The following is a 12,346-nucleotide window of genomic DNA, read 5'->3' on the forward strand; positions in this document are numbered from 1 at the left end:
AAATCCGACCACGGATGTACGCACTTCGTCCTACACTTTCGCCACACTCGACCTCGGGAGCCAGTGATGACCCCTCGTGCCACCTCACCGTCGACCCTCTGCGAAGCCTTCCAGACCACCGCCGCGGCGCACCCCGACAAGGTCGCGCTGCGCACCCCCGACGATTCCGTCTCCTACACCTGGCGTCAGTACGCGCAGCGCGTCGAACGCCTCGCCGCCGGACTCGCCGGCCTCGGCGTGAACCGCGGCGACACCGTCGGCCTCATGCTCACCAACCGGCCCGAGTTCCACCTTCTCGACACCGCCGCGATCCACCTCGGCGCGGTGCCGTTCTCGATCTACAACTCGCTGACCGCCGAACAGATCTCGTACGTGCTCGGCAACGCCGGCAACCACGTGATGATCGCCGAGGAACAGTTCGTCCCCGTCCTGCGGCAGGCGATCGGTGACACCAAGGTCGAGCACCTGGTGTGCATCGACGGCAAACCCGAGGGCACCATGTCCCTCGACGACCTCGAGGCCGCCGCCGATCCGTCCTTCGACTTCGAAGCCTCGTGGAAGGCAGTGCAGCCGTCCGACCTGCTGACCCTCATCTACACCTCCGGTACTACGGGCCCACCGAAGGGTGTCGAACTCACCCACGCCAACCTGCTCGCCGAACTCGAGGCGACGAGCACGTACCTGCCCATCGGTCCGGACGACCGGATCCTGTCGTATCTGCCCGACGCGCACATCGCCAACCGCTGGGGTTCGCACTACTCGAGCCTGTACAGCGGCATGCAGATCACCACGCTCGACGACCTCAAGCAGGCCATCACGGTGCTGCCGAGCCTGCGGCCGACGCTCTTCGGCGCCGTCCCCCAGGTCTGGTACAAGCTCAAGGCCGCGATCGACAAGACCCTCGCCGAGGAGTCGAGCCCGATCAAGAAGAAGCTCGCGTTGTGGGCGATCGACGTCGGACGCAAGCGTGCCCGGCTGCAGTCCGACGGCAAGCCGGTCCCCCGCACCCTCGAGGTGCAGCACGCGGTGGCCGACAGGCTGGTGTTGTCCGCGATCCGCGGCAAGCTCGGCCTCGATCAGGTCCGGGCCGCTGTCACCGGTGCCGCCGCGATCTCGCCGGAGGTCCTCGAGTTCGTTCTCGCCCTGGGCATTCCGTGCTCCGAGGTGTGGGGCATGTCGGAGACTTCGTGCGTGGTCACGATGAACCGGCCGGGCGCCATCCGCATCGGCACCGTCGGGCAGGCCGTGCCGTGTGCGCAGCTCAGGATCGCCGAGGACGGCGAACTGCTCGTCTCGGGTCCGCTGTTGATGAAGGGCTACCGCAACGACCCCGAGAAGACTTCGGATGCAATCGATTCCGACGGCTGGTTGCACACCGGCGACATCGGTGAGATCGACGCGGACGGATACGTGCGGTTGATCGACCGGAAGAAGGAGATCATCGTCAACGCGGCGGGGAAGAACATGTCACCCGCCAATATCGAAGGCGCCCTGCGTGCCGCTTGCCCGATGCTCGGTGGCGCCGTCGCCATCGGCAACGACCGACCCTACAACGTCGCGCTGCTCGCGCTCGATCCCGATGCCCTGGCCGTTTTCGCCGAACAACACGGTCTCAGCGGCACCCACGAGGAGCTCTCCCGGCATCCGGTGGTCCTCGAGTCGATCGCGAAATCGGTCGAGGAGGCGAACAGCAAGTTGTCGCGGGTCGAGCAGATCAAGAAGTACACGGTGCTGCCGACGATCTGGGAACCCTCCGGCGACGAGCTGACCCCGACGATGAAGCTCAAGCGCAAGCCCATCGATGCGAAGTATGCCGAGGAGATCGACAAGCTGTACGCGGGGGCCTGATCCGTCACCGCGCTCACGGTCTGCAGTAGCAGCGGCGGAACCGAAGGCGCAGAGCACTACCCCGACGAATTGCTGAGCGAGGCGGTGTAGTCACCGACGATCTGCTCGGCGATCTCACGCACCTTGACGTTGCGGTGCTGGGAGAAGGCGACGAGTTTGTCGAACGCCGCGTCGGCGTCGCACTTGAACGTGGCCATCATCAGTCCGACGGCCTTGCTCAGTGTCGACCGGGTCTCCAGGGCCGTCTTCAACTGGTCGGACTCACGCTCCCGCGCGGCGAGCATCTGCTCACGCAGCCACGACAATTCGAGATTCACGCGCACACGGGCGATGAGCTCGTCGGGATGGAACGGTTTGGTGATGTAATCGTCGGCGCCGGTACGCAGACCGCCGATCGTGGCCTCCGCGCCGGCCCGTGCCGTCAGGAGGATGACCGGCAAACGGGAGGTCGCCGGGTCGCGGCGGATCTCCCCGAGCAGCTCCACCCCGTCCCGACCGGGGAGCATGATGTCGCTGAGGACGAGATGCGGCGGTCGCGATCGGATCCGCTCGAGGGCGGCATCGCTGTCCCCCACCGCATCCACGTGCCAGCTCTGGCGACGCAACAACTGCGTCAGATAGTCACGCATGTCCGCGTTGTCCTCGATCACGAGGATCCGTGGCAACGATTCCACATCCTCTCCCTGCATGGACGATTCGTTCTCGTCGAAAGCGACCCTGTCCCACTGTTGCGCTTCGCCGATGTACATGGCGCTCAGATCCCCCGGGACGGTTCCCGCCGGCGACTCCGACGTCTGGTCGAGGACGCGGGGAACGGACACGGTGAAGGTGCTGCCGTGCCCGAGCTCACTGGACACGGTCACACTTCCGCCGAGCGTGTGGACCCAATCCGAGACGAGGGACAGACCCAGCCCGATGCCCTCCTGACTGCGTCCCCCGACGCTCTCGACGCGATGGAACCGTTCGAAGATGCGACCGAGCTCCGATTCCGGAATGCCGAGACCGGTGTCGGCGACCTTCAGGACCAGCAGATCGTCCTCGACGTCCAGATCCACATCGATCGATCCCGAGGGGGTGTACTTGATCGCGTTCGAGAGCAGGTTCAGCACGATATGGGCCCACGTCTGGGGATCGAGCCGGGTCTGCTCGGCCGCCGCGTCGGCGATCCGGCTGCGCAGGTCCAGGCCCGCACGCTGAGCCGCGTCGGTGAACAGGTCCACACATTCGGCCGTGAGCGCCGCCGGATCGGTCGGCCTCAGGGGCTTTCGCGACGGGTCGGTCTCGGCACGCGTCGCTTCGAGCAACGCGTCGACGAGTCGCCGCAACCGGATCGCGGCGCGCTGAGAGACCTCCAGCGACTGTCGCTGCGCGTCCGTCAGCGTCGTGGCCTCGTCGAGCATGCTCTGCAACGGGCCGAGGAGCAGTGTGAGCGGTGTGCGGAACTCGTGGCTGATCGATTCGAGGAACCGGGTCTTGGCAGCGTCGAGCGCCGCGAACGCATCGGCCCGGCGACGCTCGGCATCCATCGCCGACGCATCGCGCAGCAGTCCCGAGATCTTGGTGGCAACGAGTTCGACGAAGGTGGAGTACGCGGCGTCGAACACCCGGTACGGGCTCAGTCCGACGGCGAGGACACCGAGCGGGAAGTCGTGTCCCGACGCCGTCAACGGCACGAGGAGGATGGTGCCGATCGGATGGTCTCCGAGGGTTCGCTGCGGGTCGAGCAGATCCGGGGAACGCTCGGCGACGCCGGAGACGACGAAGGGTTCGGAGGCCCTGGCGGCCTTCGACAGCAGCTGGTCCTCACCCGGTCCGAGCAGGGAACCAGAGAAGTCGGGCTTCGTTCCGATTGCGGCGAGCTGCTTCCAGTTCGGTTGCGGATCATCGGGATCCACCACCCGACTGTCGAGGAACAGCGCGGCCAGCGGAATGTCCTGATGACTGGGCTCGAGCGCGTCCAACGCGTTCCGGCACGTCTCGATCACCGACATTCCCGAATCGGTGATCGCCACCGTGCCGAGACGGCTCAGGGCCTCCAGACGACGCTCACCGAGCACCCGCGAGGTGACATCGGTGGTCGCGACGAACACCCCTGCCACCTCGCCGGATTCGTCGCGGATCGGGCTGTAGGAGAAGGTCCAGTAGGTCTCCTCCTCGTAGCCGTGGCGCTGCATGAACAGCAGTTCCTCTTCGGCGAAGGTCGCCGTACCCGCCATCGCGCGTTCGACGCGGGCTCCGACCTCGTCCCACACCTCGTGCCAGCACTCGGGTGCCGGCTGGGCGACCGCCGCGGGGTACTTGTCACCGAGGACAGGGATGATCGCGTCGTTGAAGAGTTGCACCAGCTGCGGTCCCCACCACAGGAGCATCGGCACCTCGGACGGCAGCACCGTCCGCACCGCCATGCGCAGCTCCGCGGGCCACGACTCCACCGGACCCAGGGGCGTGGCCGACCAATCGGTCTTCCGAAAGCGTTCCTGGCTTTCTCCCGGTCCCGCGAACAGGCGCTCCGCCGACCACGCCTCTCCCGACTCGGCTGTCGCCCTCATGCCCCGTCACTCCCATCTCCGGTACTTCCCGCCGCCATTCTCCCCTCATATCGCGCAGTGCGACGCCACAAAGAGGACATACAACCTCCTTTCCTCAGGTGGGCGGTGGTGGCGGTTCGTCGGGGAGGGAGAGAACGGCGTGGTCGGCAGCCGACCGGCTATTTCGGGCACGTCCCGGCGTAGCGATCCAGACCGAGGCCGCCGTTTCGCTTCTTGCTGCGTCCGGTCGGTCCGCCCTTCGGCGAGCGCACCCAGGTGCCGGACGAGTCGAGTCCGGGCATGCGTTCGCTTCCGAACCTGCTGTACCGGGTCTCACCGTCGACGGTCAGCACACCGTCCTGCACGTCGATATGCGCGACGGTCGCCCAGTACGAGTTCTTCCCGTTGCCGACGTACACGAGGATCTCGTCGGCGTCGGGACCCGGCAGTCCGTTGTGCCCGGCGCGTCCGTATCGGATTGCCACACGCGGCTTTCCGAACTTGTCGATCGCACCTGCGCCGTTGTCGACGCTCTGATAGATGTTGACGAGGAGGTCGCCGTTCTCGTTCGGCAGTACCCGAACCTGTTCGACGGCAGGCTTCTTCCCGTTTCCCGGGCCCTTGCTGTCGCCGTAGTGGTGGATGTACGGCCAGGTGTCGAGACTCCCCCGATGACCGGGATCCCCGCTGATGACCACATAGTCGTTCGTGTCCTCGTTGCGGCAGTAGAAGTACACGTCGAGATCACCGCTGCCGTACTTCTTCACGTTGCCGTTCCGGTCGTATGTCGCACCGCGCCCGTCCCATTCGAGTCCGACGGTGAGCACCCAGTTCGGATCACCCTGCGACTTGCGCAGATCGATCCGGGCCGTCTGCGTGGGCGAATCCTTGGTGAGCGAGATCTGCACCTTCTCGAACGAGATCGGGCTCGCCGCGGGGGACGTCTTCGGAGCGGACACGGTCGGTTCGGGCTCGTCGTCCGTATCGTCGACGACGATCCCGTGGTCGGTCGCGAACGCCGCGAGTCCGTCCTGATAACCCTGGCCGACGGCGTCGAGGCGCCACCCGCTCCCGCGCCGGTACAGCGCGACGACCTGCAGGACCGTTTCGGTGGCCAGGCCGGGCGGGACGAACTCCAGCAGTTGACCCGGGCCACGAACCTCGACGCGTACCCCTGGCACCTCACCGAAGGTGCGTCCCTGCGCCTCGGTGCTCGCGGCGACGAGCACCCGCTGGACGTCCGCCGGCACCGCGGACAGATCGACGGTGACGGAGGTGTCGGAGGTGAGGTGGACGCCCGGCGCCTTCGGGTTGTTGAAGAACACGAAGTCGTCGTCGCTGCGTACCCGGCCGGCGTCGGTGAGGAGGACGGCCATCAGGTCGACCGCTCCGTCCACGGCGGCACCGAGCCTCACCTCGTATCGGAGATCGGTGAGATCGGTCTTCGACCCCTTCGCTACCTCGGCCATGCGGTCCTCCTGTCCGTACGGGTGCTCACGAGAAGTTTTCCTCGGTCGCTCGTCCACCATCGCATCCCTTACATTCGAGGCAGTCGGCAACGGGAGTCCCGCGGATGCGACAGGGACAGTGGACGCGGTGGTGGCCGCTCGCGGTCGCAGCGGCGTTCGTCGTGCTGCTCGCCGCGACCAACACGATCCCGACCTGGCCCGGCCTGATCCATCTGGTGGCCCTGCCGCCCCTGGATCAGTTCACCGACCTGCGGATCCTGATGTCGCGGGCACCGTCGTGGCCGGTCTTCCTGATCGTGTGCGCGCTGCTGTTCGCGGCCCGGGTGACGCTCCTGGCGTGGCTCCTGGGCGGTCTCGATGCCCGCAGGCTCCGCTTCGCGGCCCTCTTCTACGCGGTCACCTTCGGTCCGGTGCTGGTGGCGGCAGGTGCCGACGCCGCGGCATATGCCGTTCTGTATGCGCGGTTGTTCTGGCTCGCGGTCGTCCTGGTCGCGGTGGTGGTGCTGGTTCTCGGGCCGATCCCCTGGCAGGGCCGGCACGACCTGCGAGGGAATGTCGCACTCTCCTGGCGCCGTGGACTGCGTATCGACGTGATGGCGCCGTACTGCGCGGTGGTCGTGGCGCTCGGTGTCGTCGCGGATCGCATCCCGGTCCTCACGGTGCCACTCGTACCCGTCTCGGCCGCTGCGACCGGCGTGGCGATCGTGATGATGGAGCGTGGGGCATTGCGTCGGCCTGCGTATGCTCTGACCGCGTTCGTCGCGGTACTCGTCACCGTGTCGATCATGGTCGTCACGAGCCGCGAATCCGGCAGGTCCGAACCCGCTTCACCGCAACCGGGTTCGCTGATGATCGTCGCGGGGATCAACTCCGCCTCGGGGCAGGCGAGAATCCACGCGACGGACGTGCACCGACTCGGCTACCGCTGCGAGCAGGTGTACTACTTCTCGTACTCCGGACCGGGCGACGGGCAGCCTCGGCACAACGCGACCTGCCCGATCCGCACGGGCTCTCCCTACCGGCCCGGCGACACCCAGCGCCCCTTCCGCGAGCAGGTCGACCTGTTCGTCGAGCAGGCATCGACACTCCCTCGGCCACTGGTGGTCGCGGCGCATTCGCACGCCGTGTGGGTGGTGTGGGAAGCCGTCGCCACCGGACGAGTTGACGCCGACGCACTCCTGCTGATCGGCCCGTTTCCGAGCACCCGCACCGGCTACCCGCCACCACATGTGAACGCACCCGGACGGGTTGTCGGCGACCTGCTGCGCGCCGCCGTCCCCGTCACCGATCTGTTCCACCTCCACTTCGATCCCGAGACTCCGCTGGCACGGGAATTGCTCGGCACCGCCGGCGCGGCAGAATCCGTTCTGGCGCAGCCCCTTCCCGACAGCACTCGGGCGATGACACTCCCGTCGATCGCCGACCTCCCCCTGGCGACGAACTGGCGACTCGACGTCGAGCGGAACGGTTGTTCGGTTCGGACCACCCACGCGAACCTTCCCCTGTCGCCGGCCTTCGAGGACGCAGCTGTCCGCTTCCTGAACTATCGGCCTCCCCCGCCGTGCCCGGCGTGGCGGGAGTGGAGCGCGGCCGTCGCGCGGCCGTTCGGGATGCCGATGACGACGGACGGAAATGGTCCGGTCCCGGACCGAGGACGATGAACGGACCGGTCCGGTTACACGTCGACGATCACGCGCCGACGTGCGACGATCGAAGCAGGTCAGCGGTTGAGGTCATCGGACTCCCGAGGAGCGGACATGAACGATCGGCATTCCGACTTCGACGCTTCGCTGCGGCAGATCGATCCCGACGTCGAGACCCGCACTCCGCAGCGTCGCCGCAACAAGTACGCGATCACCCTCGGGGCGCTCGTCGCCAGTGCGTGGGTCGGCGAGACACAACAGGTGCAGATCCAGCCCGCCTCGGAACTGTACGAGTGGCTGGGCGACTCGGGTCAGATGGTTGTGGACGGCGACGGAGACTGACGCGCGGCCGATCGAGTCCGGCGTTGTGTGCGAGAACGCATCGAAAATCGACAACAACACCGGTTTCGGTCAGGCCGGTTTCGGTGGGTCGGGGTCGTCGAACCCCCGCGGACGCGGCGCGTCGAGATCGTAACGGACCCCGACCATTCGGATGACGAAGCACAGCGCCGCAGCCCCGAGTGCTGCGGGCAGCGTGGGCACCTCGAGACTCTCGCAGACGACGAGCACGGTCGCGGCCACCAGCGCAGGAATGGCATACAACTCGCTGTTCAACACGATTGGAACCCGCCGGATCAACACGTCGCGCACCGTTCCACCGCCGACCCCGGTGATCGTGCCGAGGATGATCGCCTGCACCGGACCGAGGCCGAAGTCGAGGGCCTTGCCCGCGCCGGTGACGGCGAAGAGGCTCAGACCGGCGGCGTCGAACATCGTGATGGGTGTGGACAACCGCTCGAGCTTGCGGGCGAAGAACGCGAGGAGACTGCCGGCAGCAGCGACGGCGAGGTATCGCCAGTCGCTGAACGTCGCGGGTGGCAGGTCCTCGATGAGGATGTCGCGGATGATGCCGCCACCCAGCGCAGTGATCATTCCGAGCGTCACGACGCCGACGATGTCGATGCGGGTGACGCGGACGGCGGTGAGCGCTCCGTTGAGGGCGAACGCGAACGTGCCGAGCAGGTCGAGCACGAGCAGCACCGTGCTCTGCGTGTTCACGTCCACGCGACGCCTCCGCTCGTCACGTGTCTTCCAGGAACGTTCGCGCAGCGACGACCAGCGCTGCCGTTCCGGTGTCGAGGGTGGGCTGGATCAGCGGGGCGAACGTGGCCGAGTGGTTGACCGGCACATCGTCGGCGATGCGTCCTTCGGTTTCGGCCTGCCGGTAGAGATCGGGATCGACGCCACCGATTCCCCAGTACGTGTAGGGAATGCCGAGGGCACGTGGGATGTCGCTGAAGTCCTCACTCGCCGTCTGCAGCGGAAGTTCGCCGGCGTCGTCCCCGAAGTGCTGGGCGAACGCTGCCGCGACCTGCTCGGTGACCACGGGGTCGTTGTCCGTCATCGGGTACCGGTCGAACAGTTCGAACTCGGGTGATCGCGGCGAGCGGGACGCCTCGCACTCGGCGACGACGATCCGCTTCACGGCAGCCAGGATCGAGCGGCGGGTGTCCTCGTCGTAGGTGCGGATGTTGAGCAGAATCGTCGCCTCGTCCGGGATGACATTGCTCTTCGTCCCCGCCTGGACACTGCCGACGGTGAGCACCACCGGCTCCCCCGGCTGTGTCTCGCGGGCGACGATCGTCTGCAACCTGATGACGATCACGGCGGCGAGCACGACCGGGTCGACGGAAGCCTGCGGCATCGACCCGTGTGCTCCCCGGCCGTGGACGGTGATGCGCATGCTGTCCGCGGCCGAGAGGGTGGGACCGCTGCGCGTACCGACGAGACCGGCAGGGAAAGCGAGTACGTGTTGGCACAACGCCACATCTACCTTTCCGACGATCCTGGCGAGCCCGTCGTCCACCATCCGGCGGGCACCATCCGCGACCTCCTCCCCGGGCTGGAACACCGCGACGAGTCTGCCCCGCCACTGCGCGGTCGACCGGGCCAGCAGTTCCACCGCACCGACCAGGCACGCGACGTGCACGTCGTGTCCGCACGCGTGCATGACAGGAGTCTCGTTTCCGTCCGCATCCGTCGCCATCGCCGCGCTGGCATAGTCCAAACCCGTCTTCTCCCGGACAGGCAGTGCGTCCATATCGGCGCGCAGCAGCACACCGGGGCCGTCCCCGTTGTGCAGAACGCCCACCACGCCGGTGCCGCCCACATCGGTGTGCACCTCGCATCCCGCGGCCCGCAATCGGTCGGCCACCTCGGCCGCGGTGCGCGTCTCCTGATGCGACAACTCCGGATGGGCATGCAGGTCGCGGTAGAAGTTCTCCTGGTCCGCGCGGATCTCGTCCAAACCCTGCAAAGCACGCGTCATGATCTCTCCCCGGTAGTCGGATCGATGGTGCCACGCTCCGGATACCGCACCGGACCGCGATCGACACGGGCGTGCAGTTCTCGTCGAGAAAATCGTGCAAGATCGACAGGACCTGCACACGCACGGCGGTCCCGTCGACCCCGCGCCCCGGCAGGCCGCATTTGCGCCGCGGGTAGGCTCGGGACCCGTGTCTGATGCCCTCACCGTCGACGACGAACCCATCGAGTCGTCCTCACGCTCGTTCCGGCGCGCGTTCCAGGATCTGCGCGAAGGCTTCAACCACCGCGAACTGTGGTTGCTGCTCGGCTGGCAGGACATCAAGCAGCGCTACCGCCGGTCGGTGCTCGGTCCGTTCTGGATCACGATCGCCACGGGTGTGTCGGCGATCGCGATGGGTGTGCTCTACGGCACGCTGTTCAACCTCGATGTCCCGGAGTTCCTGCCGTACGTCGCGCTCGGCTTCATCATCTGGAACCTGATCCAGGGGTCGATCCTCGAGGGCGCGGACGTGTTCATGTCCAACGAGGGCCTGATCAAACAGTTGCCGACGCCGTTGAGTGTGCACGTCTACCGGCTGGTGTGGCGGCAGATGATCCTGTTCGCGCACAACATCGTCATCTACATCGGCATCTTCATCTTCTTCCCACGTCAGCTGTACTGGACGGCCTTCCTCGCCATCCCGGCGCTGGCGTTGATCGCGATCAACGCGGTCTGGGTGTCGCTGGTGTTCGGCATCCTCGCCACGCGCTACCGCGACATCGCGCCGCTGCTCGGCAGCATCGTCCAGTTGCTGTTCTTCATGACGCCGATCATCTGGACGGAGAAGACGCTCGAGGGCACCGGCAACGAAGGGCGGGCGCGGATCGCCGAGATCAACCCGCTCTACCACTTCCTCGACATCGTGCGGACCCCGCTGCTCGGCGGCGACCAGCAGCTCTACCACTGGGTCATCGTCCTGATCATCACCGTCGTCGGCTGGGGTATCGCCCTGCTCGCGCTGCGCAACTACCGCTCGCGCGTCGCCTACTGGGTCTGAGTCGGTTCGAGCCGGACGAGCTGTGAACGGTGGATCTGCTCCCTGTCGGTGATCCGGAAACCGACGGCCTCGAGCTCCCGGTAGGTGTCGGTCTCGGTGAACCGGTGGGGGTCGAACCGCCACCACACGTTGTTCGGGTGCCACACCCGGAAGCCGGTCTCGCGCTCGCCGTCGGCGATCACCCACAGCACCTCGCATCGGGTCGCCGCGCGTCGGGCGAGTTCCGGTGGCGGGGCGTCGGTCGACCACAGGTTCACGCGGTCGACGGCGTCGTATCCGAGCCCCACGTCGTCGAGTCCCTCCACCGCGTCGGGCCGGGCGTCGACGACGGCGCGCAGTGACGTGGGTGCCCACGAGACGCGCGGTTCGAAGGCAACACAGTCGCCTGGTTCGGAGCGTTCGACCAACCGGTCGGCGATCACGCTGTAGTCCATCCCGCCTGGCTTGCCGAACGGCTGTCGCTGCTGCACGTAGGCCGGCGCGACGCTGACGGCGACCGCCGTCAGCACGATCAGCATCGACCACCAGCGCGTGGCAACGCGGGCTGCGGCCCAGCCCACCAGCAGCACCATCGCGGGCACCGTGAACGACAGATAGCGCTCGAGGTACATGTTGTCCTCGAGCAGCGAGTAGCCGAGCAACAGCACCATCGGCACGGCGAAGCCCGGTACCGCGAGCCAGAGCAGGGTGCGCTCCCCCGGCTCCGCACCACGACGGACCGCGACGATCACCCCACCCACGGTGATCGCGGCGCACAATGCCGCCGTCCACGGGGCCTGCGGGAACCACTGGTCGAGAGCGATCGTGCGGACGATCGTCGAGTCGAGCGGGGGAATCCACGCGACCTGCTTGGCCTGCGAGTACGCGAGCAGCACGAACGGCGTCGACAAGGCCGCGCCCACCCCTGCGGACAGCAGGAACGCGCCGCGTCCACGACCACGGACCAGCACGGTGAACAGATGCGCGACGACCACCGTCGCGGAGTACACGAACATCACCGTCGCGACGGGCAGGACGACGGCGTACAGCGCCCACCAGCGTCTACGGCCGGTCGTGCATCCGAGCGCGACCAGCAGCGACAACACCGCGACCAGCCCCACAGCGAAGGCATAGGATCGCGCTTCGGTGGCTGCCCAGGTCACCCGCGGCGACAGCGCGAACAGCACCCCGGCGGCGATCCCCACGCGACGACCCGCCAGCACCTGGCCGGTCGCGGTGACAGCGGCGGCACCCACCCCGAGCGCGAGGACACCCGGAAGGCGGGCGGTGAACTCGTCGACGCCCACCAGCGAGAACCAGTGGTGCAGCAGAAGGTTGTGCAGGCCGTGGACGGCGTCGATCCGGGTGTGGACGCGGAGCATCCCCTCGACGGACCGGTCGGCACTCGAGATGGTTGCGGCCTCGTCCCACCACAGCGAGGGCACCCACGAGAACGCCCCTGCGACGAGCACGGTCGCAACCCCGACGAGCACGGGAAGCGACCATGCCCGCAC

The 12,346-nt window shown here is 67.2% G+C and carries 9 protein-coding genes; 4 read left to right on the plus strand and 5 right to left on the minus strand.

What is annotated here, in order from left to right; translation table 11 throughout:
* Positions 1–66 precede the first annotated feature (66 nt).
* Positions 67–1,848 carry an AMP-dependent synthetase/ligase gene (locus ACPCXD_RS10710; protein ID WP_085468782.1) on the plus strand — a complete coding sequence of 594 codons (1,782 nt, stop codon included), beginning with the start codon at positions 67–69 and terminating at the stop codon, positions 1,846–1,848.
* Positions 1,849–1,904: 56 nt separating this feature from the next.
* On the opposite strand, the gene ACPCXD_RS10715 is transcribed toward ACPCXD_RS10710, so the two are convergent.
* Positions 1,905–4,397: a response regulator gene (locus ACPCXD_RS10715; RefSeq protein WP_423659504.1), complete on the minus strand. Its 2,493-nt coding sequence runs from the start codon at positions 4,395–4,397 to the stop codon at positions 1,905–1,907.
* A gap of 158 nt (positions 4,398–4,555) precedes the next feature.
* Positions 4,556–5,845, minus strand: coding sequence for a TerD family protein (locus ACPCXD_RS10720; RefSeq protein ID WP_423659506.1), 1,290 nt, complete (start codon positions 5,843–5,845; stop codon positions 4,556–4,558).
* Between the two features lie 104 nt (positions 5,846–5,949).
* On the opposite strand from ACPCXD_RS10720, the gene ACPCXD_RS10725 reads away from it, so the two are divergent.
* Both ACPCXD_RS10725 and ACPCXD_RS10730 read left to right on the plus strand, forming a co-directional pair.
* Complete coding sequence (locus tag ACPCXD_RS10725) at positions 5,950–7,506, plus strand: hypothetical protein (RefSeq protein ID WP_423659508.1); 1,557 nt, start codon at positions 5,950–5,952, stop codon at positions 7,504–7,506.
* A gap of 96 nt (positions 7,507–7,602) precedes the next feature.
* Positions 7,603–7,830 carry a hypothetical protein gene (locus ACPCXD_RS10730; RefSeq protein ID WP_106200778.1) on the plus strand — a complete coding sequence of 76 codons (228 nt, stop codon included), beginning with the start codon at positions 7,603–7,605 and terminating at the stop codon, positions 7,828–7,830.
* Between the two features lie 69 nt (positions 7,831–7,899).
* Here the strand turns inward: ACPCXD_RS10730 and ACPCXD_RS10735 are convergent, their stop codons facing one another.
* Positions 7,900–8,547: a trimeric intracellular cation channel family protein gene (locus ACPCXD_RS10735; protein WP_106201614.1), complete on the minus strand. Its 648-nt coding sequence runs from the start codon at positions 8,545–8,547 to the stop codon at positions 7,900–7,902.
* 22 nt (positions 8,548–8,569) lie between these two features.
* The gene (locus ACPCXD_RS10740) at positions 8,570–9,817 is read right to left on the minus strand and encodes an amidohydrolase (protein WP_423659511.1); all 1,248 of its coding nucleotides are present in this window, start codon (positions 9,815–9,817) and stop codon (positions 8,570–8,572) included.
* A gap of 187 nt (positions 9,818–10,004) precedes the next feature.
* Here ACPCXD_RS10740 and wzm point away from each other — a divergent pair, with 187 nt between their 5' ends.
* Complete coding sequence (wzm, locus tag ACPCXD_RS10745) at positions 10,005–10,853, plus strand: galactan export ABC transporter permease subunit Wzm/RfbD (RefSeq protein ID WP_006553471.1); 849 nt, start codon at positions 10,005–10,007, stop codon at positions 10,851–10,853.
* Here wzm and ACPCXD_RS10750 read toward each other — a convergent pair.
* Entirely contained in the window at positions 10,841–12,346 is a 1,506-nt protein-coding gene (locus tag ACPCXD_RS10750) for a glycosyltransferase family 39 protein (RefSeq protein ID WP_423659513.1), read from the minus strand. The two genes, wzm and ACPCXD_RS10750, sit on opposite strands and share 13 nt — an antisense overlap.

Origin of the sequence: Rhodococcus sp. AB351, assembly GCF_049538275.1 — a bacterium.
GTDB lineage: Bacteria > Actinomycetota > Actinomycetes > Mycobacteriales > Mycobacteriaceae > Rhodococcus.

Coding starts and splice junctions, on each gene's coding strand:
- ACPCXD_RS10740 (WP_423659511.1), bottom strand. CDS start 9,817: ATGACGCGTGCTTTGCAGGGTTTGGACGAGATCCGCGCGGACCAGGAG.
- ACPCXD_RS10725 (WP_423659508.1), top strand. CDS start 5,950: ATGCGACAGGGACAGTGGACGCGGTGGTGGCCGCTCGCGGTCGCAGCG.
- ACPCXD_RS10715 (WP_423659504.1), bottom strand. CDS start 4,397: ATGAGGGCGACAGCCGAGTCGGGAGAGGCGTGGTCGGCGGAGCGCCTG.
- ACPCXD_RS10710 (WP_085468782.1), top strand. CDS start 67: ATGACCCCTCGTGCCACCTCACCGTCGACCCTCTGCGAAGCCTTCCAG.
- ACPCXD_RS10720 (WP_423659506.1), bottom strand. CDS start 5,845: ATGGCCGAGGTAGCGAAGGGGTCGAAGACCGATCTCACCGATCTCCGA.
- ACPCXD_RS10730 (WP_106200778.1), top strand. CDS start 7,603: ATGAACGATCGGCATTCCGACTTCGACGCTTCGCTGCGGCAGATCGAT.